Source organism: Pelomonas lactea (assembly GCF_043555885.1).
GTDB lineage: Bacteria > Pseudomonadota > Gammaproteobacteria > Burkholderiales > Burkholderiaceae_C > Pelomonas > Pelomonas lactea.
In genome coordinates this window covers 134,534-160,539 of the sequence record NZ_JBIGHX010000007.1, presented here as the reverse complement: position 1 = coordinate 160,539, position 26,006 = coordinate 134,534, and the positions used below count along the sequence as shown (strand labels likewise).

At 72.4% G+C, this 26,006-nt stretch carries 19 protein-coding genes; 13 read left to right on the top strand and 6 right to left on the bottom strand.

All coding sequences use genetic code 11. The features are described from left to right. Nucleotides 1-49: 49 nt before the first annotated feature. Nucleotides 50-862: a GNAT family N-acetyltransferase gene (locus ACG04Q_RS18895; protein ID WP_394512808.1), complete on the bottom strand. Its 813-nt coding sequence runs from the start codon at nt 860-862 to the stop codon at nt 50-52. A 207-nt stretch (nt 863-1,069) separates the two neighbouring features. On the opposite strand from ACG04Q_RS18895, the gene rplM reads away from it, so the two are divergent. The 3 genes from rplM (at nt 1,070) to erpA (ending at nt 2,362) form a co-directional block, all read left to right on the top strand. Next, nucleotides 1,070-1,498 carry a 50S ribosomal protein L13 gene (gene rplM / locus ACG04Q_RS18890; protein WP_088482271.1) on the top strand — a complete coding sequence of 143 codons (429 nt, stop codon included), beginning with the start codon at nt 1,070-1,072 and terminating at the stop codon, nt 1,496-1,498. Between the two features lie 9 nt (nt 1,499-1,507). Further along, entirely contained in the window at nt 1,508-1,900 is a 393-nt protein-coding gene (gene rpsI, locus ACG04Q_RS18885) for a 30S ribosomal protein S9 (protein ID WP_233373278.1), read from the top strand. 99 nt (nt 1,901-1,999) lie between these two features. Further along, nucleotides 2,000-2,362, top strand: coding sequence for an iron-sulfur cluster insertion protein ErpA (gene erpA / locus ACG04Q_RS18880; RefSeq protein WP_394512806.1), 363 nt, complete (start codon nt 2,000-2,002; stop codon nt 2,360-2,362). Nucleotides 2,363-2,365: 3 nt separating this feature from the next. Here erpA and ACG04Q_RS18875 read toward each other — a convergent pair whose 3' ends face one another. After that, nucleotides 2,366-3,478, bottom strand: coding sequence for an anhydro-N-acetylmuramic acid kinase (locus ACG04Q_RS18875; RefSeq protein WP_394512805.1), 1,113 nt, complete (start codon nt 3,476-3,478; stop codon nt 2,366-2,368). Beyond that, complete coding sequence (locus ACG04Q_RS18870) at nt 3,456-4,844, bottom strand: peptidoglycan DD-metalloendopeptidase family protein (protein WP_394512804.1); 1,389 nt, start codon at nt 4,842-4,844, stop codon at nt 3,456-3,458. The genes ACG04Q_RS18875 and ACG04Q_RS18870 overlap by 23 nt, the downstream gene beginning before the upstream one ends. Before the next feature lie 235 nt (nt 4,845-5,079). Between ACG04Q_RS18870 and tyrS the strand changes: the two genes are divergently transcribed. Next, nucleotides 5,080-6,306 (top strand): tyrosine--tRNA ligase, encoded by a 1,227-nt coding sequence (gene tyrS / locus ACG04Q_RS18865; protein WP_394512803.1) that lies wholly within the window; start codon nt 5,080-5,082, stop codon nt 6,304-6,306. Then, on the top strand, nt 6,307-6,645 hold the full coding sequence (locus tag ACG04Q_RS18860) for a hypothetical protein (protein ID WP_394512801.1): 339 nt from the start codon (nt 6,307-6,309) through the stop codon (nt 6,643-6,645). It begins immediately after the preceding gene. Between the two features lie 105 nt (nt 6,646-6,750). On the opposite strand, the gene ACG04Q_RS18855 is transcribed toward ACG04Q_RS18860, so the two are convergent. Further along, complete coding sequence (locus ACG04Q_RS18855; protein WP_394512799.1) at nt 6,751-8,397, bottom strand: diguanylate cyclase; 1,647 nt, start codon at nt 8,395-8,397, stop codon at nt 6,751-6,753. A 152-nt stretch (nt 8,398-8,549) separates the two neighbouring features. Continuing rightward, nucleotides 8,550-11,912: a S41 family peptidase gene (locus ACG04Q_RS18850; protein ID WP_394512797.1), complete on the bottom strand. Its 3,363-nt coding sequence runs from the start codon at nt 11,910-11,912 to the stop codon at nt 8,550-8,552. 135 nt (nt 11,913-12,047) lie between these two features. On the opposite strand from ACG04Q_RS18850, the gene ACG04Q_RS18845 reads away from it, so the two are divergent. The 5 genes from ACG04Q_RS18845 (at nt 12,048) to ACG04Q_RS18825 (ending at nt 19,039) form a co-directional block, all read left to right on the top strand. After that, complete coding sequence (locus ACG04Q_RS18845; protein WP_394512795.1) at nt 12,048-13,580, top strand: DUF4331 domain-containing protein; 1,533 nt, start codon at nt 12,048-12,050, stop codon at nt 13,578-13,580. Between the two features lie 11 nt (nt 13,581-13,591). Then, on the top strand, nt 13,592-13,864 hold the full coding sequence (locus ACG04Q_RS18840; RefSeq protein WP_394512793.1) for a hypothetical protein: 273 nt from the start codon (nt 13,592-13,594) through the stop codon (nt 13,862-13,864). 2 nt (nt 13,865-13,866) lie between these two features. Further along, the gene (locus tag ACG04Q_RS18835) at nt 13,867-14,994 is read left to right on the top strand and encodes a hypothetical protein (RefSeq protein WP_394512791.1); all 1,128 of its coding nucleotides are present in this window, start codon (nt 13,867-13,869) and stop codon (nt 14,992-14,994) included. Next, on the top strand, nt 14,991-16,091 hold the full coding sequence (locus tag ACG04Q_RS18830; RefSeq protein WP_394512790.1) for a HupE/UreJ family protein: 1,101 nt from the start codon (nt 14,991-14,993) through the stop codon (nt 16,089-16,091). Before ACG04Q_RS18835 ends, ACG04Q_RS18830 begins: the two co-directional genes overlap by 4 nt. Nucleotides 16,092-16,228: 137 nt before the next feature. Further along, entirely contained in the window at nt 16,229-19,039 is a 2,811-nt protein-coding gene (locus ACG04Q_RS18825) for a penicillin acylase family protein (RefSeq protein ID WP_394512788.1), read from the top strand. Here ACG04Q_RS18825 and ACG04Q_RS18820 read toward each other — a convergent pair. Then, complete coding sequence (locus tag ACG04Q_RS18820; RefSeq protein ID WP_394512786.1) at nt 19,029-19,934, bottom strand: 5'-nucleotidase; 906 nt, start codon at nt 19,932-19,934, stop codon at nt 19,029-19,031. The two genes, ACG04Q_RS18825 and ACG04Q_RS18820, sit on opposite strands and share 11 nt — an antisense overlap. Nucleotides 19,935-19,993: 59 nt before the next feature. On the opposite strand from ACG04Q_RS18820, the gene ACG04Q_RS18815 reads away from it, so the two are divergent. The 3 genes from ACG04Q_RS18815 (at nt 19,994) to ACG04Q_RS18805 (ending at nt 25,756) form a co-directional block, all read left to right on the top strand. Beyond that, entirely contained in the window at nt 19,994-20,776 is a 783-nt protein-coding gene (locus tag ACG04Q_RS18815; RefSeq protein ID WP_394512784.1) for a substrate-binding periplasmic protein, read from the top strand. Nucleotides 20,777-20,897: 121 nt separating this feature from the next. Continuing rightward, a complete protein-coding gene (locus ACG04Q_RS18810; protein WP_394512783.1) occupies nt 20,898-24,068 on the top strand; it encodes a hypothetical protein in 3,171 nt (1,056 codons plus the stop codon). 2 nt (nt 24,069-24,070) lie between these two features. After that, nucleotides 24,071-25,756, top strand: coding sequence for an SWIM zinc finger family protein (locus ACG04Q_RS18805; protein ID WP_394512782.1), 1,686 nt, complete (start codon nt 24,071-24,073; stop codon nt 25,754-25,756). The last annotated feature ends 250 nt before the right edge of the window (nt 25,757-26,006 follow it).

Below are 26,006 nucleotides of genomic sequence, written 5' to 3'. Positions count from 1 at the left end.
GCTCGTTAGCCCCTGTTCCCCCGGCCTGAGGGGGACTTGGCCGCGTCACTTATTCCTTGGCGGCGCGGCCAGATGCGTCGAAATGAGCCTTCACCTCGGCGACGCTGTCGACGAAGTCGTTCAGCACGCGGGCCTGTCGCTTGAACTGGAAGTCCAGTTCGCCCAGATGGCGCTCCAGCGCCTGCTCGACCTGGGAGCCGAAAGAGTCCGGCGGCAGGCGCAGGTAGGCCGCGGACTCGCTGCCGTCGCGCTCAACGACAGCGCCGGCCGCCGTGGCGATGCGCAGCATCGGCCGGTTCTCGCTGAGTGCGTGGATGAAGAGGGTGTCGATGCCGCGGTTGCGGGCGTGCAGCGCGGCGGCCTCGAACAGCCGCCGGCCCAGGCCGCGGCCGCGCGACTCGGGCAGCACCGACACGCCGAATTCGGCCATCGTGCGGGTCGGGTCGCCGGGCAGCGGCTGCCCGTAGGCCAGATGGGCCAATGCCACCAGCCTGAGTCGGCGGTTGAAGATGCCCAGCACCTCGTCGCGTGCGAAATCGAGCGACAGCGCGTACTTGCGGATGTGCTCGTCCGATGCCGCATAGCCGAAGCGCAGGTAGCGGTCCCGGGCGTCCATTGCGAACAGATGCTCGATGATGCGGCGGCGGTGGCGGCGCGCCAGGGAGCGGATGGGCACCCAGGTGGCCAGCCGCTCCAGCGCCGCGCGTGCGGTGGCCAGCGGGCCGGTGCCGGCGTCGGCGGGGGGCTCGACCGGTGGCACGGGCGCTGGTGGATGCGGGTCCGGCCCGAACGCCGACAGCACCTCGTCCCAGCCCGTGGCCGGGGCGGCGGGTGGCGGCGTGGGAGCGGGCTTGCGGGGCATGGCGGGTGATCCTGTGCGGAGGTTAACGCGGTAGCGGCTTCCAAACCATGGGCGCCGCTGCTACACTCGTCGGCTTTTCCGTCAAAGGCTGCGGGAAAGAGGGCGGTTGAGAGGCTGTGCAACAGACACAGCACCGAGGCCGGCCAGCAGTTTCAGCCATTCATCGCCGGCTTTCCAACAGGGGCCGGCACAGCGAAAGCAACTCTCATGAAGACCTTCAGCGCCAAGCCGGCCGAAGTGACGCACGAGTGGTTTGTGATTGACGCCACCGACAAGGTGCTCGGACGTGTTGCCAGCGAAGTGGCACTCCGTTTGCGCGGCAAGCACAAGGCCATTTACACGCCTCACGTCGACACCGGTGATTTCATCGTCATCGTCAACGCCGACAAGCTGCGTGTCACCGGCAACAAGGCCACCGACAAGGTGTACTACCGTCACTCGGGCTTCCCCGGCGGCATCTACGCCACGAAGTTCAAGGACATGCAAGCCAAGCACCCCGGCCGCGCGCTGGAGAAGGCCGTCAAGGGCATGCTGCCCAAGGGCCCGCTGGGTTACGCCATGGTCAAGAAGCTGAAGGTCTACGCAGGTCCCACGCACCCGCACACCGCTCAGCAGCCCAAGGCTCTCGAGATCTAAGGAACGGCCATGATCGGAAACTGGAATTACGGCACTGGCCGCCGCAAGTCGTCGGTCGCTCGCGTCTTCATCAAGAAGGGCACGGGCCAGATCGTCGTCAACGGCAAGCCCATCGAGAGCTACTTCGGCCGCGGCACGTCCATCATGATCGCCAAGCAGCCGCTGCTGCTGACGAACAATGGCGAAGCCTTCGACATCAAGGTCAACGTGCACGGTGGCGGCGAGTCCGGCCAGGCCGGCGCGCTGCGCCTGGGCATCACCCGCGCGCTGATCGACTACGACGCGACGCTGAAGCCCGAACTGAGCCGTGCCGGCTTCGTCACGCGTGACGCGCGTGAAGTCGAGCGTAAGAAGGTCGGTCTGCACGGCGCCCGTCGCCGCAAGCAGTTCAGCAAGCGTTAATCGCTTCACGACTCCACAAAAGGCCGCTTCACCGCGGCCTTTTGTTTTTGCGCCGACAATCCATCTATTCGTTTTCGCACAGATTCTGAGGAGCCCGCCATGAGCGCCGTGCTTGACACCCCCACCGACATCCCTGCGCCCCTGGTCTTCACCGACAGCGCCGCCGACAAGGTGCGTGACCTGGTGGCCGAAGAAGGCAACCCCGACCTGAAGCTGCGCGTGTTCGTCCAGGGCGGCGGCTGTTCGGGTTTCCAGTACGGCTTCACCTTCGACGAGGCCGTCAATGACGACGACACGCAGATGCAGAAGAACGGCGTGACGCTGCTGATTGACGCGATGAGTCTGCAGTACCTGATGGGCGCCGAGATTGACTACAAGGAAGATCTGCAGGGCGCCCAGTTCGTCATCAAGAACCCGAACGCGACGACGACCTGCGGCTGCGGGTCCAGCTTCTCGGTCTGACGATCAGGCCGGATACAGGCAACCCAGGAGCCGCAAGCCCGCGGCTCCCGTGACGGCCGGCAGATTGCCCGGCCGTTTTTCTTTGAAGCATTGCGCCAGCCACGCGAAGGCTGCCGCCTCCACCTGATCGACCGGCAGGCCCAGCGCGGCGCTGGATTTGACGCGGGCGCCGCGCAGCAGCTCACCCAGCCGTTGCATCAGCCGGCCGTTGCGGGCGCCGCCGCCGCAGGCGATCAGCGTGGCCGCGGCGGGCATCTGCGCCCGCAGCGCGTCGGCGGCGCTGCGCGCCGTCAGCTCCAGCAGCGTGGCCTGCACGTCGGCCGGCGCGGCGCCCGGCGTGAGTCGCGCGTCCAGCCAGCCGAGGTGGAACAGGTCGCGGCCCGTGCTCCGGGGCGGCGGCAGCGCGAAGAAAGGCTCGGCCAGCAGTGCCGCCAGCAGATCCGGCAGCACGCGGCCGGTCGCGGCCCAGGCGCCGTCGGCGTCGAAGGCCAGGCCGCGGTGCCGGGCGATCCAGCCGTCCATCAGGCAGTTGGCCGGGCCGGTGTCGAAGCCGCCGGTGCGGCCATCGGCGAACAGCAGGCTGACGTTGGCGATGCCGCCCAGGTTCAGCACGGCCACGTCCTGGCCGGCCAGGCCGAAGCAGGCGCGGTGGAAGGCCGGCACCAGCGGCGCGCCCTGGCCGCCGGCGGCCACGTCGCGGCTGCGCAGGTCGCAGACGACATCGATGCCGGCCTGCTCGGCCAGCAGCGCGCCGTTCAGCAGCTGCGTCGTGTAGCCGTCGATACCGCCGGGGCGGTGCCGCACGGTCTGGCCATGGGCGCCGATGGCGGCCACCTGCTCGCGGCGTGTGCCGGTGGCTTCCAGCAGCTGGGCGACGACGTCGGCATAGCCGCGTGCGACGGCGTTGGCCGCCAGCGCGGCGCGGTGCAGTTCGTTGTCGCCCGGCGTGTTCAGCGCGAGCAGCTCGTCGCGCAGCGCCGGCAGGAAGGGGGTGTGGACATGGCCCGTGACGGCCAGCCGGCTGGCGTCGAAGAGAACCCCGTCGATGCCGTCGAGCGAGGTGCCCGACATCAGCCCGATGTAGAGCCGGGCGTCAGTCGGCCGCAGAGACGCCATCCATCGTCTCGGCGACGGCCAGCTGGGTCTTCACGCTGGCCACCGTCTGCTGGAACTGCGCCTTGGCGTAGCCGGGCAGCGTGACCGCTTCGGACGCGCGGGCGATGGTGCGCGGGTCCACGTGGCGGCCGCCGACGCGGAACTCGAAGTGCAGGTGCGGGCCGGTGGCCCAGCCGGTGGCGCCGACCGCGCCGATGCGCTGGCCCTGGTCGATGCGCTGGCCCTTCTTCACGTCGATCTTGCTCAGGTGGGCGTAGACGGTGGTGCGGTCGCCGCTGTGGCGCACATGCACGACGTTGCCGAAGCCGTTCTGCCAGCCGGCCATCTCGACGACGCCGTCGCCCACCGAGCGCACGGCGGTGCCGGTGGGGGCGCCGTAGTCGGTGCCGTTGTGCTGGCGCCAGGTGTTCAGGATGGGGTGGAAGCGCATCGCGAAGCCGCTGGTGATGCGCGAGAACTCCATCGGGCTGGCCAGGAAGGCGCGGCGCTTGCTCTGGCCGTCGAAGCCGTAGAAGCTGGCCTTGCCGGTGGCACTGTCCTTGAAATAGACGGCCGAGTAGGTGCGGCCGTTGTTCGTGAACTCGCCGGCCAGCAGGCGGCCGACGCCGCCGTCCCAGGTGATGGGCTCGCCGTCGGCGGTCAGCGTCTCGTAGACGATGCTGAAGCGGTCGCCTTTGCGCAGTTCGCGGTGGAAGTCGATGTCGCCGGAGAACATGTCGGCCATCTGCGAGGCGATGGCGTCGGGGATGTTGGCGTCGTCGGTCGCGGCGAACAGCGAGGTGCGGATGCTGCCGCTGCCCAGCGCGACCTGGGCCTGCAGCGGCGCCTGCTCGGTGCGGGCCGTGAAGCCGGCGCCGTCGCGGGCGATGGTCAGGCGCGTGAAGTGGCTGCCCTGCTGCTCGACCTTCTCGGCAGGGAAGCGCACGACGATCTGCTGCACCTGGCCCGAGGCGTCTGCCGTGACGTGCACGCGCTTGCCGGCGCGGCCCTGCAGCACGCGGCGGCCCAGCGGGTCGTTGCGCAGGAAGGCGGCGGCGGCGGCGTCGAATGCGCCGGCGCGGCGCAGCAGCGTGTCGGGCGTGTCGCTGGAACGCGTGATCTCGGTGCGGGCCAGCCCGATGCTGTGGGCGGCGAGCTCGTCCAGCTGGGCCTCGATGCTGGGCGTGGCCAGCGTCTCGATGACGGTGCGCTTGGGCAGCGCGGCGGCATCCGGGGCCAGCGGCGCAATGCCGAAGGCGGTGACGGCGAAGCAGCTGAGGGCGCCGACGACCGAGGCGGTCAGTGCGCGCGGGTGACGGGCCGCGAAGGCTTCGGCGCTGCTGAGGGCAGTTTTGACTTGCTCTAGGCGTTGCTGGAAAACGGTCACGCTCGGTATCCCGGGGTTGTCGCTGGGGCAATCCCGGCCGGGCCGGTTCCACGCGAAGGGGCCGCACCGGGTGGGGCCCCGGGCTGCCCTTAAAATCCTGCTTGGTTGTGTTGAAACAACACCCCCAATTCGAAGGGTGAATTCTAACGGCTTTGTCCTACCCGGCATGCCGGTTTACCCCGATGGATCAATCACTTAACACTTTCATTCGGTTTGTTGCCGAATGCGCCGCGCCATGTCCGACGCTCCTCAGTTCCCGATCACCGATGCCGTGCAGGAAGCGCTGGCCATCTCCCGCCGCGGCGTGGAAGAACTGCTGCCGGAGGCCGAGTGGACGAAGAAGCTGGCCCGCTCGGCCGCCACGGGCGTGCCGCTGCGCATCAAGCTGGGCCTGGACCCGACGGCGCCGGACATCCACGTCGGCCACACCGTGGTGCTCAACAAGATGCGCCAGCTGCAGGACCTGGGGCACCAGGTCATCTTCCTGATCGGCGACTTCACGTCGCTGATCGGTGACCCGTCGGGCCGCAACGCGACGCGCCCGCCACTGACGAAGGAACAGATCCAGGCCAACGCCGAGACCTACTACGCCCAGGCCAAGCTGGTGCTGGACCCGGCGAAGACGGAGATCCGCTACAACTCCGAGTGGAGCGAGCCGCTGGGCGCGGCCGGCCTGATCCAGCTGGCGGCCAAGTACACGGTGGCGCGCATGATGGAGCGCGACGACTTCACGAAGCGCTTCGCGGCCGGCACGCCGATCTCGGTGCACGAGTTCCTGTACCCGCTGATGCAGGGCTACGACTCGGTGGCGCTGAAGGCCGACCTGGAGCTCGGCGGCACCGACCAGAAGTTCAACCTGCTGATGGGGCGCCACCTGCAGCAGGAGTACGGCCAGGAGCCGCAGTGCATCCTGACCATGCCGCTGCTGGAGGGCCTGGACGGCGTCGAGAAGATGTCCAAGTCCAAGAACAACTACATCGGCATCACGGAAGCGCCGAACACGATGTTCGCCAAGATCCTGTCCATCAGCGACGTGCAGATGTGGAAGTGGTACGACCTGCTGTCGTTCAAGTCCATCGCCGCGATCGCCGCGCTGAAGGCCGAGGTGGAGGCGGGCCGCAACCCCAAGGACGCGAAGGTCGCGCTGGCCAAGGAGATCACCGCGCGCTTCCACAGCGCCGCGGCGGCGGACGCGGCCGAGCAGGACTTCATCAACCGCTCCAAGGGCGGCATCCCGGACGACATCCCGACGGTGCAGCTGACCGGCGCACCGATGGGGCTGGCCCAGGTGCTGAAGGCCGCCGGCCTGGTGGCGTCCACCAGCGAGGGGCTGCGTATGGTGGAGCAGGGCGGCGTGCGCCGTGCCGGCGAGGTGATCTCGGACAAGGGCGTCAAGCTGGACGCCGGCGAGCATGTGCTGCAGGTCGGCAAGCGCAAGTTCGCGCGGGTGGTGCTGAGCTGAGTGGTACGGCTGCCGCTTCCCGCGTCGGGCACGGACCTGCTGCGCCACGTCGATGAACAGGTGCAGGCCGGCACCCTCGATGCCGCGCTGGACCTCAGCGTCGTCGAGTTCGACGAGCTGGCGCAGCGTGCCGGCGTCACGGTGACCGGTGTGGAAACGTCGGCAGAGCACATTGCCATTCACTACACGGTGGCGTGGACGTCGTTCCACGCCTGCGAGGACCGCCGGTTCGGCGGCCGCCATGCGCGGGTGCTGCGCGGCCGGGCCGAGACGGGCGCGTGGGTGTTCCCGCCACATGCGCCGTGGCCCACGCAGCGGGACGCGGCCGGCGAGCTCTGAGCCCCTGCCGGCGGCCGCCGCGCCGACGCGGTTGAAAGCGTCGGTGCACCGGGCCATCGACGGCAAGCGGGCTTCCCGTCGCGTGAACAGGCGGGTGGACAGGCCCTAGGCGCTGCGGCCGCGCTTGTCGGCGTACATGCGGTCGTCGCTGCGCTGCAGCAGCGTCTGCATGGACTCGCCGGCGCGCGCCTGCTCCAGCCCGATGCTGATGCTCACGCGCAGCCCTGGCGCGATGGCCTCCCAGCCGTGCTGGTGGATGGCCCACTTCATGCGCGCGCAGACCTGCTGCGCCTCCGCGAGCGTCGCGCGATCGAACAGCACGACGAACTCGTCGCCCGCCATGCGCGCGACGAAGTCTCCGGTGCGCACCGACTGCGTCAGCACGCTCGCCACGACCTTGAGCACCTGGTCGCCGACGTGGTGGGAGAAGCCGTCGTTGATCTGCTTGAAGCGGTCCACGTCGATGAGGGCGACGCAGGTCTGCCGGCCCGCGTCCATCGGCGTGGCCATGCGGGCCTGCAGCTGCCGGTCCAGCGCGCGCCGGTTCGGGATGCGGGTCAGGCTGTCTTCCAGCGACAGCCGCTCCAGCATGCGCGAGCGGGATTCCAGCCGCAGGATCTGGTTTGCCGATGTGCGGGCCTCCAGCTGCCGGGCGGCGGCCTGGTCCCGGCTGTCCAGCGCCTCGCGCCGGATGGCCTGCTCGCGCTGGTGCAGGCGGCGCAGCTCGTCGGCCTCGGCCCGGCTGTCGCCGCGCGCGCGCTCCACGGTCGCCACCACGCGGTGGCCCAGGCAGGCCAGCTGCTCATGCTCGGCCTGCGTGGCGGCGCGGATCATCTCGCGGCCCAGGTCGGCAGCCAGGCCCGGGTCGTGGCAGGCCCAGGCGGCCTCGGCCTCCAGCCAGTGCCGCATGCCCACCAGCCAGGTCGTGCGGCCGTCGCGGGTCTGCCAGGCGTCGCACCACTGCAGCTCGCCCGCGGCAGCCGTGAGGTCGCCGGACCACGCGGCGGCCAGCCCCTTGAGCACGTGGAACAGCGTGCGCGTGGCCTCGGTCATGCCCAGCAGCAGCCCCTCGTCGCCATGGCGCTCGATGATGTCGCCGCAGTCCGCCAGCCGCGCGTTCAGCTTGCCCACGGGCGGCGCGATGCCGGACTCGAAGCGCAGCACCGCGAGCCGGAACGCCTCCAGGAAGGCCAGGTTCAGCAGTGGCTGCAGCGGGCTGGCCGAGGGCTCGTCGACATGCACGAGATCGGCCGAGCGCTCCAGCGCCGACTCGGCGCGGCCGAAGTCCTGGCCCCAGCAGAAGGCCACGCCCAGGTAGTTGTGCACCAGCGGCTGCAGGTGCGACAGCGGCAGCCCGTCGGACAGGCCGACGGCCAGCAGCGCGCTCTCGATGGCCTCGTCCACGCGGCCCAGGTTGGTGGCCACGTGGGCCAGCGTCGTCAGCGCCATCACCTCGCCGGCCAGGTCCTGCGCCTGGCGCAGCAGGTGTACGGCGGATTGGCTGTTGCTGTAGGCGCGGCGCAACTGCGAGAGCTGCCGGTCGCAGTCGGCCAGGCAGGCGAGCGCGCGGCCCTCGTGCAGCATGTTGCGGCCGGCCTGGGCGTTCTTCAGCACCTGGCGGGCGAGGTAGGTCGCCTGCTCGATGTCGCCCACCTCCAGCGCCTCATGCGCGCGATGCAGTGCGATGTCGTCGTTGCCCTCGGTCACGTTCTGCCCTTCCCACGCGTGGCCGGCCCCGGCGCTGCGCCGCATGCCTGCGGCGGCGCCCGGCGGGGCCCGGTTGTTTGTGCAGTCCGAATGGTGGCGTCAGATCCGGCCGCCCCGCTGCTGTTGCACTGCAACAACCGGCCCGACCTGCCGAATCCGGCACGCTGGCGCGGCCCGGATGGGGGCCGGCTGCGTCGTCAGGGCCTGACCGGGCGCGGGTAGGCGCCCGGCTTGACCGGTGCCACCGGCTGCTCGGCGATGCGCTTCTTCAGCTCGGCGATGGCGGCGTCCAGTTGCGCGTCCTGGCCCAGGAAGGTGGCGCGCGGCAGGTTGTCCACCTCGATGTCCGGCGTCACGCCCACGCCCTCGATGAGGAAGCGGCCGCTGGCGTCCATCTGGCCGGTCTCGGCGGCGCGCATGATGCCGTTGTCGATGAGGCGGTTGCGGTCGGACAGCCACACGCCCGCGCCCGAGCTGCGCTTGCCGATGACGGGGCCCAGCTGCAGGCGCTTGAAGCCTTCGGAGAAGGTCTCGCCATCGCTGTACGTGTCCTCGTTCATCAGCACCACCGTGTGGCCGCGCCAGACATTCTGCATGTTGGCGTAGACCGGGCTGCCGGCCGGCGAGCGCGGCTGCCAGAAGGCCCAGGCGCGGCGCAGCAGCTTCTCCAGGATCCAGCTGTCGATGTTGCCGCCGTTGTTGTAGCGCACGTCGATGATGAGGCCGTCGCGGTCGCCGGCGGCGTAGAACTCGCGCACGAAGTCGGCGATGTCGTTGGGGCCCATCGCGCGCAGGTGCACGTAGCCGATGCGGCCCTGGCCCAGCTGCTCCACCGTGCGGGCGCGGCTGACGCGCCAGTCGTTGTAGCGCAGCTGGTTCTCGCGCATCTGCGCCACCGGCGTGACGATGCGCTGCATGGGCTTGCCGTCGGCGCGCTTCACGTCCAGCAGCACCTGACGGCCGGCCTGGCCGCGCAGCAGCTCCAGGATGTGCGGTGCGTCGGCCGTGGCGCGGCCGTTCACGTGCGTGATGACGTCGCCCACCTTCAGGTCGACGCCGGCCGCGGCCAGCGGCGGGGCCTCGGCCGGCAGCTCCAGCTCGTGGCCGTAGATGGCGTCGATGCGCCAGCCGCCCGGCGCGCGCGAGAAGCGCCCGCCCAGGCCCGCCAGGCCCGGCTCGTCGGGGCCGGGGCGGGTGTCGCCCACGCCCACCTGGCTGTGCAGCGCGCCCAGCTCGGACACCATCTGCGCCATCAGCTCGCCCAGCTCGAAGCGGTCGGTCACACGGTCCACCAGCGGGGCGTACTTGGAGCGCACGGCCGCCCAGTCCACGCCGTGCATGTCCTTGTCGTAGAAGTGGTCGCGGTGCATGCGCCACGCGTCGGCGAACATCTGCCGCCACTCGGCGCGCGGCTGCGTGGCGATCTGCCAGTCACTCCAGCGCACGGTCAGCTTGGACAGGTCGGCCGGCAGCTTGGGCGCGGCGTCGACGATGAGCACCTCCGGCGCGGCCTGGCCCTGGTTGCGCACCAGCATCAGCTTCTTGCCGTCGGCGCTCAGCTCGTAGGCGCGCACGTCGCTGGCCAGCACCTCGGGGGCACCGCCCTGGTTGTCGATGCCGATGGACTTGAGCTGGGTCTTGCCGTCCAGGTCGCGGTCCAGGAACCAAAGCCGCTTGCCGTCGGTGCGCAGCGCGCGGTAGGTGCCGGCCGGCACGGGCAGCTCGTAGAGCCGCTCGTTCAAGCCCTCGAAGACGATGGCGGGCTTGCCCCTCTTCTCGGGGGCGGCGGCCTTCTTGTCGTCCTTGCCATCCTTGCTGTCCTTTGCATCGGCCTTGCGCTCGGTGGGCGCCTTGTCGGTGGCCTTGCGGTCTTCTGCGCGCTGCTCGTCGGCCTTTTTCTCGGCGGGGGACTCCAGCTCGTCCTTGGCGGCGAACGGCGAGCGCAGGCCCGGCTGCAGCGCCACGGCGTACAGCTTGCTTCGGAAGCCGAAGAACGGGCCGGTGTTGCGGTCGCCCCAGGGGCTGCCGTTGCCGGTGGTGGCGAAGTTGCGGCTGGAGGTGAAGTACAGCCACTGGCCGTCGGGGCTGAAGGCGGCGCCCTCGGTGTCGTAGCGGTCGCTGGTCAGCGTGTGCGTGCGGCCGTCGGCCACGCGGTAGAGCTGCAGCTGCGTGCGGTCTGCGTGGCGCAGCGACTGCTGCCACGCCAGCACCTGGCCGTCGGGGCTCCAGGCCTGCAGCTGTGGCGGGGCGCCCAGCGTGCTGCGGGCGATCTCGCGCGTGGCCTGGGTCTTCACGTCGGTCAGCCAGAGGCGGCCTTCCTTGTCGGTGTGGGCCAGCCAGCGGCCATCGGGCGAGGGCAGCAGCTCCATGCGCTGCGTGGTCGCTCCGCTGGTGATGCGCTCGGGCTGGCCGGTGCCATTGGCCGCAAAGCGCCAGATCTCGTGCTCGCCGCTGAAGTCGCAGATGGCAAAGACGCTCCTGCTGTCGCTGCTGAACTCGCCGTGCTTGCAGCGGCCGTCGGCCGGCTGCGGCAGCTCGGCGCGGCGCAGTTGCTGCACGCCCTGCGTCGCGAGGTGGCCGCGCGCGGCCAGCAGCACGCGCTCGCCGTTGGGGGCGAAGGCCTGGTCGGTCAGGAAGTCCTGCGGCTTCTTGATCCAGCGCTCGCGCATCTGGTCGAAGTCGCCACCCAGCGCGATGTCCAGCTTCCTCGGCGCGGCGCCGGGTGCGAGGTCCAGCGTGTAGAGGTCGGCGCCCAGCGCGTAGACGGCGCGGCCGCCCTCCACGTCGGCGTGGCGGATGTCCCAGCCCTTGTGCGTGCTGTGCTGGCGCAGGTCGGCGCCCTGCGTGTTGACCGACCAGATGTTGACCGAGCCGTCGCGGTCGGACAGGAAGGCCACGCGCGCCTCGCCATTCGCGGCACGGTAGGGCAGGGGGCGGCGGTCGTTGTTGCCTTCGGCGACGAAGGGGCGGGCCTCGCCATTGCCGGTGAGGTCCAGCACCCACAGCCGCGCGATGGCGCCGCCGCGGTACTGGCGCGCGTTGTCGCTGCGCAGGCCGTTGCGCGTGAAGTACAGCGTCTTGCCGTCGGCGCTCAGCGCGGCGTCACTGGCCTGGCCCACGGGCAGTTGGCGGCGCTGGCCGGTCTTCACGTCGACGGCGAACAGCTGCGCGCCGGGGCGGGCGTCCAGGCCGGTGTAGAGCACCTCGCCCGCGGCCGTGAAGCCCCACACGCGCATGCCGCCGCCTTCCCACGTCAGCCGCTTCGGCGTGCCGCCGGCCACCGGCATCAGGTAGATCTCGGTGCCGCCGTCGTACTGGCCGGTGAAGGCCAGCCACTGGCCGTCGGGCGACACGACGGGCTGGCTCTCCAGCCCCGGGTGGGTGGTCAGCCGCTGCGCGGCGCCGCCGTTGCCGGCGGTGCGCCAGAGGTCGCCCTCGGCGACGAAGTAGACGCTGTCGCCCTGCAGGGTGGGCTGGCGGTAGAAGCCTGAGGTGCCGGCCGCCCATGCGCTGGTGGCGCACAGGGCAGCCGCGAGTGCGGCGATGCGAAAGCGGGGCATGGGTTCTCCTCGAAGAGCCGGCATTGTGGGACTAGGGGGACGGGTGGCGATTCGTCACATCGGTTGAATCCGGCGTCGTGCCGGCAGCGTAGACCGCCCAGATGCCAAACCGGCATTGCCTCCCAGGATGCCCCCATGAATGCCCGACTCACCCGCAGCGCGCTGGCCACGGCGCTGTTCTGCCTGGCCGCTGGCGCCCAGGCCTCCAGCCACCGCGAAGCCCCGTTCCTGACGACCGCGCCCAAGGTCGACGCGACGGACTTCTACATGTTCCGCAGCTACGAGGCCGGCCGTGACGGCATGGTCACGCTGATCGCCAACTACCTGCCGCTGCAGGATGGCTACGGCGGCCCCAACTACTTCGCGCTGGACCCCAACGCGCTGTACGAGATCCACATCGACAACACCGGCGACGCCAAGGAAGACGTCACCTTCCAGTTCCGCTTCAAGAACCGGCTGTCCAACGGCGGCGCCGGCACCAGCCTGACGGTGGGCGGCAAGTCGGTGGGCATCCCGCTGATCCAGAGCGGCGCCGTGGCCAACGTGAAGGATGCCAACCTGCAGGTCAACGAGAGCTACACCGTCACGGTGGTGCGCGGCGACCGCCGCAGCGGCACGGCCCAGGCCGTGACCCATGCCACCAGCGGCGCGACGACCTTCGACAAGCCCGTCGACAACATCGGCAAGAAGACCATCGCCGACTACGCCGCCTACGCGGCCAAGCATGTCTACCCCGTCACCATCCCCGGCTGCAGCACGCCGGCCAAGGTGTTCGTCGGCCAGCGGCAGGACCCGTTCGCCGTCAACCTCGGCACCATCTTCGACCTGGTCAACGCGCCGGTCTCCGTCATCACCGACCCGTCGCTGATCAACGCCGCGCCCAACACCATCGGCGACAAGAACGTCACCACGCTGGCGCTGGAGGTGCACAAGGACTGCCTGAAGAGCGCCGGCAGCGACGTCATCGGCGGCTGGACGACCGCCAGCCTGCGCCAGGGCCGGCTGCTGGACCCGACGCCCAAGAGCGGCCACCAGACCGCCGAGAAGGCCGGCGGCGCGTGGGTGCAGGTGTCGCGCCTGGGCATGCCGCTGGTCAACGAGGTCGTCATCGGCCTGAAGGACAAGGACCGGTTCAACAGCGCCAAGCCCAAGGACGACGCCCAGTTCGCCGACTACGTGACCCACCCGACGCTGCCCGCGCTGCTGGAGATCGCGCTGGCGCTGCCCAACACGGCGCCCACCAACTTCCCGCGCACGGATCTCGTCACGACCTTCCTGACCGGCATCAAGGGCGTTAACCAGCTGGCCACGGTGACGCCGTCCGAGATGCTGCGGCTGAACACATCAATAGCGCCCGTGCCCCTCGCGCAGCAGAACCGGCTGGGCATCGTCGGCAACATCCTCGCGAATGGCAGCGACAACGCCGGCTACCCCAACGGCCGCCGGCCCAAGGACGACGTCGTCGACATCTCGCTGGTGGCCGTCATGGGCGGCCTGTGCGTGGCCAACGGCGACACCGACAAGCTCGCGCTAGGCGCGGCCTGCAAGCCGTCCGCCGTGCCGCTGGGCGCCACCGCGTTCAAGCTGCACGACGCGGTGGACCAGGCCGTCGTGCCGCTGCTGCCCGGCTTCCCCTACCTCAACACGCCCATCCCGGGCACCAAGTGAAGGAGGCCGCCATGCGCACCCTGATGACCACCGTGGCGGCCGGTGCCGCCAGCCTGGCCCTCGTCGCCTGCGGTGGCGGGGGCGGCGACAGCGGCGGGCCGGCCCCCGGCCCGGCGCCCATGCCCACGCCGCAGACCGCCGTGCCCGACAGCGCCATCACGTCCAGCGATGCCTTCGTCGGCTACCTGAACACGCGGCCCACCGGCGACGAGACCGGCGACGCGCTGACGCTGCCTGCCGCCGAGCCGTTCACCAGCGAGACCGAAGAGCCCTACGCGATCTGAGCATGAAGGCTGTGCTTGCCCTGCTGCTGGTGCTGCCGCTCGCGGTGGCGGCCGAGCCCTTCACGCCGAAGGACGACGCCGACATCGTGCAGCGGCTGCCCTACCGCATGGACGCCGCCGAGCGCGCCCGCCGCGCGGCGCTGGCGCGCGACCCGGCCCAGCTGCCGCTGGCACTGGCCGCCGCACGCGCCGCGCTGGAGCGCGCCCGCACGCTGGGCGACCCGCGCGAGCTGGGCGCTGCGCAGGCCGCGCTGGCGCCTTGGTGGGCGCGTGCCGATGCACCGGCCGAAGCGCAGCTGCTGCGCGCCCGCGTGCTGCAGGCGCGGCACGAGTTCGATGCGGCGCTGGCCCAGTTGCGCGCTCTGCTGGCGCGCGACGACCTGGCGTCGGAGTTGCGCGCGCAGGCCTTGCTGGACGCCGCAGCCATCCACCAGCTGCGCGCCGAGCTGCCGCCGTCGCGCGCGCTGTGCGAGCAGCTCAAGCCGCTGGCGCCGCTGCCCGCCGCGGCCTGCCTGGCCGAGCTGGACAGCCTGTCCGGCAACGCCCCCGCCGCAGCGCAGACGCTGGCCCGTCTCAGCCCCGGCCGCACCACGCCGCCGTGGCTGCTGCTGATGCGCGCCGAGCTGGCCGAGCGCCTGGGCGATGCCACCGCGCAAGGCCTGTACCGCCAGGCGCTGCTGGGGAGCGACGACGTCTACACCCGCGCCGCGCTGGCCGACTGGTTGCTGGCCCAGGGCCGCGCGGCCGACGCGCTGGCGCTGACGCAAGGCAGCGACGCCGACGCGCTGCTGCTGCGCCACGTCATCGCGCTGCGGCGGCTGGGCCGCGACGCCGACGCGCCCGCCGCCCGCCTGCAGGACAGCCTCGCCGCCGCCGACCGGCGCGAGCCCGGCAGGCATGCGCGCGAGCAGGCCCGCTTTGCGCTGGACGTGGCCGGCCAGCCGCGCGAGGCGCTGCGGCTGGCCCAGGCCAACTGGGCCTGGCAGCGCGAGCCGGCGGACGCCGTGCTGCTGGCGCGCGCCGCCCAGGCCGCCGGCCGCGACGGCGAGCCCGCGCGCCAGGGGCTGGCCCGCTTCGTGCGCGACACGGGCTGGCAAGATGCGCGCCTCGCTCCGCTGCTGCCGCCGTGATCCGCGTTCTGCTCCTGCTGCTGTTCTGCGCCCCCGCCTGGGCCCACCAGGCCAGCGAGGCCTACCTGCGCTACCGCGTGGACGGCGCGCAGGTCGAGCAGCGGCTGGACCTCGCGCTGCGCGACCTGGACCGCGACCTGGGCCTGGATGCCGACGGCGACGGCACGCTGAGCTGGGGCGAGGTGCGCACGCGCTGGGCCGACATCACGGCGCTGGCCGATGCCGGCCTGCGCTTCACGGCCGACGGCGCCGCCTGCACGCGCGAGCAGCCCGCGCCGCCGCAGCTGGAGGCGCACCGTGACGGCATGCACGCGGTGCTCGTCACGCCGTGGCGCTGCCCGGCCGCCGTGCGCGAGCTGGCGCTGGACTACCGGCTGTTCGCCGCCACCGACGCTGGCCACCGCGGCCTGGCCCGCCTCGCCGGCGCCGCGGGGGAGCCGCTGGTGCTGGTGCCCGGCGCCGGCCCGCAGGTGCTCAGCACGGCCGGCACGGGGCTGGGCGGTTTCATCGTCGAAGGCGCGGCGCACATCGCCAGCGGGCTGGACCATCTGCTGTTCCTCGCCACGCTGCTGCTCGTCGCCGTGTGGCGGCGCGACGGCCGCGGCTGGGCACCACGGGCCAGCGCGCGGGCCGCGCTCGCGGAGACGCTCAAGCTCGTCACCGCCTTCACCGCGGCCCACTCCATCACGCTGGGGCTGGCCGCGGCGGGCGTCATCGCGCCGGCGGGCGCGGTCGTCGAATCGCTGATCGCGCTAACCGTGCTGCTGGCCGCGCTGGACAACATCCGCCCCTTCGTGCCCGGGCCGCGCTGGGCCATGGTGGCCGTGTTCGGGCTGGTGCATGGCGTGGGCTTCGCCGGGCCGTTGACGGACCTGGGGCTGCGCGGCCGCGAGCTGCTGTGGCCGCTGCTGGGCTTCAACCTCGGGGTGGAGCTGGGCCAGCTCGCCGCCGTGGCGCTGCTGCTGCCGCCGGCCCTGTGGCTGCGCGGCCGCCCGGCCTACCGGCGCTGGATCGTGCCGGGCGGGTCGAGCGCCATCGCCGCGCTGGCCGCGCTGTGGCTGGCCGAGCGCAGCCTGGCGCTGCAGCTGCTGCCCTGAGGGCGCCATCAGCGGACGATGTCCGCAGCGTGTCAGCGACAGGTGAATGCACTCCTAGGGATGGGTGGTAGCTACCCGCATGTCTGGCCGGCGCCGACGGCGGATAGTGCCGGCCTCTGCAACGACCGGGAGCCGGCATGTCGCGTCATCTCATCGCCCTCGTGGTATCCCTGGGGGCCTCGCTGGCCCAGGCCCATGGCACCGAAGCCCAGGCCGTCCAGCTCGCCGGCCTGAGCGCGCCGGCCCAGCTCGTGCGGGACCGCAGCGGCATCCTGCACGTGGAGGCCCGCACCGAGGCCGACCTGTGGTTCATGCAGGGCTATGTGCATGCGCGCGACCGGCTGTTCCAGATGGACGAGTTCCGCCGCACCGCCAGCGGCACGCTGGCCGAGCTGCTGGGCACCGGCGCGCTGGCGTCGGACGTGCAGATGCGCACCCTCGGCCTGCGCCGCGCGGCGCAGCGCTCGCTGGCGGCGCTGTCGCCCGACGCCGTCGCCGCGCTGGAGGCCTACGCACGCGGCGTCAACGCCTACGTGTCCACGCAGCCGCTGCCGGTGCAGTACCGCGCGCTGGAGCTGACGCAGTTCGCGCCGTGGACACCGCTGGATTCCGTCGTCATCGGCAAGCTGTTCGCGGCCCAGCTGTCTCTGGAGACCGACGTCGACAACACGCTGGCGCTGGCGGCCTACCAGAAGGCCGGCGCGCTGGCCGGCTTCGACGGCAAGGCCTTGTTCTTCGACGACCTGAACCGCGTCGCGCCGCTGGACACGGCCGTCACCGTGCCCGACGCCCAGCAGCGCCGCCCGCGCCCGCATGCCGGCCCGGGTCGGCCGCGCTGGGGCCACGGTGCCGACGTGGACGACGTCGCCGCGCGCCTGGCGCAGCGCTGGCGCGAGCAGCTGCGCGACGTGCCGGCGCTGCGCGGCATCACGCAGCGCGACCACCGCGCCGGCTCCAACCTGTGGGCCGTCAGCGCCCGCTTCACCGACAGCGGGCGGCCGCTGATCGCCAACGACAAGCACCTGCAGATCACGGCGCCGGGCGTCTGGTACCCCATCGCGCTGGCCGTCAGCGGCCCGCGCGCGACGGCGCTGCGCGTCGTCGGCGACAGCTTCGCCGGCGTGCCGGCCGTGCTGGGCGGCTACAACGCCCACCTGGCCTGGGGCAGCACGAACTCGCTGTTCGACGTGACCGACACCTACCAGGAACAGCTGGTGCCCGACGCCACGTCGCCCAGCGGCCTGGCCAGCCTGTACAAGGGCCAGCGCGAGGCGGTCATCCCGGTGCCCGAGGTTTACCGCGCCAACCGGCCCGGCGACGGCCAGCCCGACAACCTCGTCACCGTGCCGCCCGGCAACGGCATCCCCGCTGCCACGTTGATCGTGCCGCGCCACGGCCCCGTCGTGCAGTTCGACGCCGCCACCGGCAAGGCGCTGTCGCTGCAGTGGGCCGGCGCCGGCCCGACGCGCGAGCTGGAGGCCTTCCTGCGCATCGTGCGTGCCGGCACCGTCGACGAATTCAAGGCCGCGCTGCAGTTCTTCGACGTCGGCGCGCAGAACTGGGTCGTGGCCGACAGCCGCGGCGACCTGGGCTACTTCACCAGCGGCGAGGTGCCGGTGCGCGAGGACCTGCAGGCCGGCATCGTCAACGGGCTGCCGCCGCACTTCATCCGCAACGGCCAGGGCGGCAACGAGTGGCTGCCGGTGCGCAACCCGCAGCCGCAGCAGGCGCTGCCCTGGGAGGTGCTGCCGTTCGCCGAGCTGCCGCAGATCATCAACCCGCCGGCCGGCTTCTTCGCCAACGGCAACAACGACCCCATCGGCGTCACGCTGGACAACAACCCGTTCAACGAGACGCGGCCCGGCGGCGGCATCTACTACCTGTCGTTCAACTTCAACGACTCCACCGGCCTGCGCGCCGGCCAGATCACGGCGCGCATCAAGGACGTGCTGTCGCGCCGGCGCATGCGCTTCGAGGACATGCAGTCCATCCAGGCCGACAGCACGCTGCGCGACGCCAAGCTGTTCCTGCCCCACCTGCTGAACGCGTTCGACCGCGCCGGCCGCCCCGGCGCGCTGCCGGCGCTGGCCGCGCTGGCGGCCCAGCCGGGCGTGGCCGAGGCCGCCGGCCGGCTGCGCCGCTGGGACTTCACCAGCCCCACCGGCCTCACCGAAGGCTGGGACGCCGGCAAGCCCGCCGGCGAGCGCCCCGACGGCGACAACGTGCGCGCGTCCGTCGCGGCCACGCTCTACAACCTGTGGCGCAGCCGCTTCGCGGCCAACACCATCGACCGCGTCGTCGGCGGCGCGGGCCTGCCGGTGCCCGACTCGGGCAACCTGATGATCGCGCTGGGCCACCTGCTGCAGAGCTTCCCGCAGCAGCAGGGCCGCGGCGCGTCGGGGCTGGACTTCTTCCCCGTGCCCGGCGTGGCCGCGGCCGAGGACCGGCGCGACCTGGTGCTGCTGCAGAGCCTGGCCGACGCGCTGGCGCTGGCCGCCAGCGACGCGTTCAAGCCCGCGTTCGGCAACTCGACCAACCAGGCCGACTACCGCTGGGGCAAGCTGCACCGCGTGGAGCTGAAGAGCAACCTGGGCGCGCCGTTCACGATCCCGTCGGTGGGCAACCCGTTCCCGCCACCGTTGCCGGGGCAGGCCGGCATCCCGATGGACGGCGGCTTCCAGAACGTGGACGTGGCCGGCTTCGACCCGCGCGCGGCCACGCCCGACGCCTTCATCAGCCGGCACGCCGCGTCGCAGCGGCTGGTGGCGCAGGTGGCGCCCTGGGGCACGTCGCGCGTCGAGAACGTCTGGCCCGGCGGCCTCAGCGAGCAGCCCGGCGGCGCCGGCTACTCGCGCTACCTGAAGGCCTGGCTGGCCAACGACGCGGTGCCGCTGCGGCTGGACGCCGACCGCTGGGGCGCGGAGGGCGTGGAGCGTTTCAGGCCTTGACCGGCAGCGCCGACGCGATGCCGGCGGCCACCTGGCCCGCCGGCACGTGCTGGGCCGCGCTGGCCACATGGCCGGCCTGGTCGTCGAAGAAGAAGTCGGGCTCGAACTCGCGCAGGAACTCGCCCTTGGCCAGGCCGCCGAGGAACATGGCCTCGTCGACCTCGATGTCCCAGTCCATCAGCGTGCGGATGGCGCGCTCGTGCGCCGGCGCGCTGCGCGCCGTCACCAGCGCCGTGCGCACCGCCATGCCGGGCACCTGCTGCAGCACGTGCAGCGCCTGCAGCACCGGCTTGAACGGGCCGGCCGGCAGCGGGCGGTGGGCGTGCTGGGTCTCGTGGGCCTGGAAGGCCGCGAGGCCGTCGCGCTGGAACACCTGCTCGGCCTCGTCGGAGAACAGCACCGCGTCGCCGTCGAACGCGATGCGCAGCTCGTGCGGGTGTGCCGCCGACGCGCGCGCGGCCTGCGGCATCACGCGCGCCGCGGCCACGCCGGCGGCCAGCGCCTGGCGCACGTCGTCGTCGTTGGCCGACAGGAACAGCTGCGCCGACAGCGGCCGCAGGTAGCGCCACGGCGACGCCCCGCGCGTGAACACGCCGCGCTCGATCGGCAGGCCGTAGTGCCGCGCCGAGCGGAACACGCGCAGGCCCGACATGGGGTCGTTGCGCGACAGCACCACCACCTCCACGCGGGGCGTGCCGCCGGCGTTGAAGGCCAGCAGCTTCTTCACCAGAGAGAACGCGACGCCCGGCGCGGCCGGCTCGTCCAGCAGCCGCTGCTGCAGTGCCATGTAGGCGTGGTCGTCGTGGGCCTCGAACACCTCGTTCTCGGCCTCGAAGTCGAAGAGGGCGCGCGACGAGATCGCGACGACGAGTTGACCGTTCAGCGTGGCAGGCATGCGGCGATTGTCGCGGCAGGGGCGTAGGCCTAGGATGGAACGGCACAGGGAGAAAAGCGTTGAAACGCAGAGATTGCCTTGCCAGCGGGCTGGCCTGGGCCGGGCTGGCCCGGGGGCAGGCCTTGCACGCCTCGCCAGCCGCCATCGGCTTCGACGAGGGCAGCCTGCCCACCATGTACCGCGCCGCCGCGTCACCGGCTGCGCGCGGCATCTACCCGGCGCTGGTGGGCGCGGCCTTCGCGGCGATGCGCCGGCCTTGCGAGCTGCGCGCGCTGCCGTTCAAGCGCATGCTGACCGAGGTGGACGCGGGCCAGCTGATCGCCGGCGCCGTCATCCGCACGCCCGAGCGTGAGCAGCGCTGGCTGTTCAGCCAGCCGTATTTCCTGGAGCGGCTGGCGGTGTACTCCACCGGCGCGCTCTACCAGGGGCTGGACAGCCTGCAGGGTAAGCGCGTCGGCGTCATCCGCGGCTGGTCTTACGGCGAGGCGTTCGACACGGCGCGGCGCCAGGGCCGTTTCGTCTGCGAGGACGTGGCCAGCGACGTGCACAACTTCGCCAAGCTGCTGCGCGAACGCATCGACTACGCGGTGGTCACCGAGCTGGGCGGGCGCATGCTGCAGCAGCTGGCGGCCTACGAGGGCCGCGTGATGGCGGGCAATGCGGTGCTGGGCGCCACGGCCATCCACCTGGCCGTGCCGCGCACGCAGGACGGCGGCGCGGCGCTGCTGGCCGCCTTCAACGCCGCGGTGGAGCTGCTGCACCGGGACGGGCTGGTGGAGCCGCTGGTGGCGCGCGAGATCGCGGCCGCGGCCGAGGTGGCGCGCACGCTGCCCGCGGGCTGACGGCGGCCCCCCAAGCTTGGGAGGCAGGGCCGCCGCCGCGCGGCCCTACCATGCGGCCCGCGCGACCGGGCAGGCCGGTCGCCGACGATCTTGTTCAAGAGTGGGCTGGGGAGGCTTGCGAATGCAGAAGATGGCCCGCGCGACGCTGGCGCGATCGCGCAACCCGGCGCAGCGTTGCGTCGTCGAGCTGGTGGCGCTGGACCTCGCGTCCGACGCCCGCCACGTGGTGACGGTGCGCGACGCCACGCGCGAGTCGACGCTGACGCCCAGCCCCTGCGAGCTGGCCGAGGCACGGCGCCGCGCGCTGGACTACCTGCGCCGCCGTCTCGCCGCGGGCGACCAGCTGCTGGCGCACGACGGCTTCCCGGAGCTGGCCGATTGGGCGCCGCAGCCCGCCGCTGTCGCGCCGGCGCCGGCCGCCTCGGCGGGCGACGTGCCACAGGCGGTTGCCCAGCTTGTCGCCCGCTTCCAGCCGGTGCGCTGGAAGCTGCTGCCCCCGGCGCGCCGCGCGCGCGCCGCATGGCGCGTGGCCGAGGTGAGCGATGCTGCGGCGCCCGACAGCGCCGCGCAGCAGGCGCTGCGCGGCGTGGTGCCGCGCCTCGTGGAGCTGCTGGGCAGCGGTGACGACTTGCTGGACCTGTGCCTGGCCGCCGCCATCGCCCGGCTGGGCGACGCGGGCGCCGCCGAGGCGATGCAGGAACTGTCACGCCGTGGCCGCAGCCCGGCCACCTGCCGCACGGCCCGCCAGGCGTGGCTGATGCTGCAGACACCGGCCGGGCGTGCCGCCCATGCCGAGACGCTGCTGCCCGGCTGGCGCGAGGTGCTGTACAGCGACGAACCCGCCGAAGCGCTGCTGGCCCGCGTGGAGGCGGCGCTGCCGCAGCGCGGCACCACCTGGCCCGAGCTGCTGCTGGACTGGTACGACATCGCCTGGACGCAGCACGAGCCGCGCGCCGCGCTGCTGCGCCTCCTGCAGGCGCTGCCGCTGCAGGCGCCGCACTTCCAGGGCGTTCGCTACGTCTACAAGGCCGCCGAGCTGCGGCGCGACGCCGAGGTGGTGGGCCAGCTGCATGCGCGCTTCGAGAACGGCATGGCCGCGCTGGGCCAGGCCGGCGGCCGGCAGTACGTGTCGCCCGCCACCGGCAGCTGGATACAGCGCGCCATGGGCGGTGCGCGTGCGCCGGCCCGCGCCTTCGGCAAGCGCACGCGCGACTACCTGCGCCTGCGCGCCTGGCGCCAGCTGCGCCGGCTGGCTGCGCTGGGGCATGCCCATGCGCCCGAGCTGGCCGTCGGGCTGCTGCTGGGGCTGGTGGATGACGAGCAGCCCGCGCCGCGCGAGGAGCGCCGCTGGGAGCTTGTCAATGGGCGCTACGAGTCGGTGACGCGGCAATATCCCCGGGGCTCGGGCTGGCTGCTCGTGCAGCGGCTGCTGCTGGCCCGCTGGCCGGGCCTGCATGCCAGCCCACGGGCGATGCGTTGGTGGACCTACCAGCCGCTGGACACCAGCCGCCCGTTCGCGCAGCGGCCCGAGGCGCTGCAGGCCATGTGGGACGCCCACCCGGAAGCCTTGCTGCAGCTGTCGTTGCGCAGCCGCAGCGGGCTGGTGCAGGCGGTGGCGGCGCGCGCGCTGCAGGACCACGCCGCCTTCCTGCAGCAGCAGCCTCCAGGCGTGCTGGGCGCGCTGCTGCGCAGCGACTACGAGGCCGCTGCGGCGCTGGGCTTCGGCGCGGCACGCGAGCGGCTGGCGTCGCTGGCCGACACCTCAGCGCAGGTGCCCTGGCTGATGCTGATGGCTGCCAGCCTGCACGCACCGGCGCGCGACCACGCGCTGCTGCACCTCGCCGGCGACCCGGCCGCCTTCGCGCAGCATGCCCAGCTCGTCGTGGCGCTGCTGCTGTCGGCAGACAGCCGCGTGCGCAGGCAGGGGCAGGGACTGGCGCTGTTGGCGCCGGCCGAGCCGCTGCTGCGCGAGCTGCTGGGCGCACTGCTCGCGGCCGACGTGCAAGACCCCGGCCTCGCGTTGGGCGCCGCGCAGGCCGAGCCGCTGCTGCAGGGGCCGCTGGCGCCCGCCGCGTCGGCCTGGCAGGGGCTGGGCGCGCTGCTGCCGCTGCTGGAGCACCCGGTCACGGCCGTCGTCAACCTGGCCGTCAGCTGGCTGCTGCTGCACCCGGCCGGCCTCGCGGTCGTGCCGCCAGCCACGCTGACGCGCCTGCTGGCTGCGCAAGACGGCGAGCTGCGGGCCTGCGGTGCGCGGCTGCTGGCGGCCTTCCCGGACGACGTGCTGGGCAGCCAGGTGGACCTGCTCGTCGCGCTGGCCACGCAGCCCGCAGCCGGCGTGCGCGCCGCCGTGGGGCCGGCGCTGCTGCGGCTGGCCGCGCGCGACGCGGCGCTGGGCCACACGCTGGCCGCGCGCCTGCACGCGGCGCTGTTCCAGGGCGAGGCCGGCGAGGGCCTGCACGACGACCTGCTGCGCTGGCTGACGCAGGACCTCGCCGCCTTCGCGCCGGCGCGCGATCCGTCCGGCGTGTGGCGCGCGCTGCAGGCCCGCAGCGGCGGCGCGCAGCGCTACGGTGCCTGGGCGCTGCCCGCGCTTGGCGTCGGTGACTACAGCCTGCGCCAGCTCGCCACGCTGGTGCGGCATGCCGACGCCGGCGTGCGCCAGTGGGCCATGCGGGCGCTGGACGCGCGGCTGCCCGCGCAGCCCGCGCCCGAGCAGGTGGCCGAGCTGCTGCCGCTGGCCGACGCGACGTTCGACGACGCGCAGGCCTACACGCGCGAGCTGTTCGGCGAGCGCCTGCCGGACGACGCGCTGAGCGTGGAGCTGCTGATCGCGTGGGTGGACCACCCGCAGCCGTGGGTGCAGGCGCTGGGCCGCGGCCGCCTCGTGCGGCGCATGAGTGCGGCCGACGCGGCCTTGTGCCTCACGCGGCTGAGCCAGCACCCCAGCTCGGCCGTGCAGCTGTTCGTCACGCAGTGGCTGCTGGCGCTGCCCACCGACGACCCCGCCGCGCTGGCCCGCCAGCTGCGCGCGCTGACGCCCTATCTGCTGACCGTGCTGAGCCAGGTGCACCGCGGCCGCGCAGCCAAGACGCGCATCACCGAGTTCCTGCGCGCGCAGGTGGCCGCGCCCGAGACGGCGGCAGTCGTCGCCGAGATCTTCGCGCGCCAGGTCGTCACGGCCAGCCTGACCGACAAGCCGCAATACATCGCCGGCCTGCGCGACATCGCGCGCCGCCACCCGCAGCTGCCGCTGCCCTTCCTGAGCTGGCAGCAGCCCGAGGTGCAGGCCTGACCATGCAATTCCGCTACAAGTACTACGGCGCCACGACGGTGGACGACAGCGCCACCACGCAGGCCTTCCGCTTCGCGCCCGACACCCTGCGCCCGCCGACGCACTTCCAGGGCGAGCTGCGGCGCGACTCGCATGCGCACCTGGTGTTCCGCGAGGCGCTGTCGGCGCTGCACGCGGTGGTCGTCAGCGACCTGCGCTTTCGCGGCCGCGACCCCGGTGCCTACCAGACCTGGCTGCAGGCCAACGAGAGCCAGATGCTGGCGACCTTCATGGCCCAGGCGCAGACGCTGAAGGCCCGCGCGGCGGAGATCACGGCCGAGCTGGCGCAGCTGCGCGAGAAGAAGGCGTCGCTGCTGTCGCCGTTCTACAAGGCCCGCGCGCGCTACTTCGACTGGCTTTACCAGGCCAACCGCGACGCCTGGTTCGTGCTGGACCCGGTCATCACGGTGCACCCCGAGCGCCTGCTGTTCGAGGCCTTCAGCCAGGACGAGTCCAGCTACTGCGCCGTCAGCATCCGCCACGACGTGTTCGACCGCATCGGCGACATGGCCTGCGGCACCACCAACATCGACTACTCGGCCGGCCTGTTCGAGGAGTTCCAGAAGATCCGCGACTACAAGGCCACGCGCTTCGACGTGGACCCGACCGGCTTCACCGTCGCCACCGGCGACGACCCGGCCTTCGTCGAAGAAAAGATCGACCTGCCCGACAGCTGGGTGCGCGGCTTTCTGCAGGTGTCCAGCGCGATGACGCTGCCGGCCACGGTGCTGGAGCTGCACCCCATGGACCTGCACAACCTGTGCAGCGCGCTGCGCGAGCGCAAGGAGCGCGCCGGGCCGCGCTCGCTGCGCTTCGAGCTGGCGCCGGGCAAGCCCGCGCGGATGGTGCTGGAGCCGTGGAACATCGAGCTGACCGCGCGGCGCAGTGCCGTCGTCGGCACGCCGCTGGCCCAGCCGCGCACGGTGCGGCTGTGGGGCCGGCGCCGCCTGCTGACGCTGGAGCGGCTGATCGCGCTGGCGACACGCGTGCGCGTGCACCTGCTGGGCTCGGGCATGCCGAGCTTCTGGGTCATCGAGATGGGCGACGTGACCGTCACGCTGGGGCTGTCGGGCTGGACGGCCAACGACTGGTCGGCCGCCGGGCGCTTCGACCTGCTGCAGGCGCGGCACGACGTCAGCGAGGCCAGCCAGCTCGCGGTGGCCGCGGCACTGCAGTCCACGTGGCTGGCGACACCGGCCGAACTGTCGGCACGTACCGGCCTGCCGCAGGCCGACGTGGACGCGGCGATGACCGCCTGGGTGCAGGCCGGCCGCGCGATCTTCGACCTGCCGACGGGCCGCTACGCGTGGCGCGAGCTGTCGCGCGAGCCGCTGCCACTGGAGCGCCTGCGCTTTGCCAGCCCCGAGGAGGCACAGGCGCTGGCGCTGATCCATGCCGGCGGTGTGCGTGTCGGCAGCATCCGCCAGGAGGCGTCGCGCATCCTCATCGACGGCTCGGTGAAGGCCGGCGCCCACGCCTTCGCTCCGCGCCTGACGCTGAACGCCGACCAGCAACTGCAGGACGGCCACTGCGGCTGCAACTTCTACAGCCAGAACAAGCTGCGGCGCGGGCCCTGCCAGCACCTGCTGGCCCTGCGCCAGCTGGCCCAGCCCCAGCTGGACGACGCGACAAAAGCGAGGGGGGCGTGATGACGAAATCCGTGGCTACACTGCGCCCGAGTGCAGTGCGTGGGCTCTTGCAACCCGGGCGGTGTTTCGCCGCCCTTGTGAACTGCCGTTCTACGCACCACGGGGTCCGTCTTCACTGTGCCGGGCTGCCACCCGTCGCGCATTGCCGATGGGGTTCGCTCCGAACGCAATGGCGCGACGGGTGGCGCCCGGCGTCGAGTGGACAGACCCCGTCCCTCAAGCCCTTCGGGCTCTTCGATGAGAAGCGCAC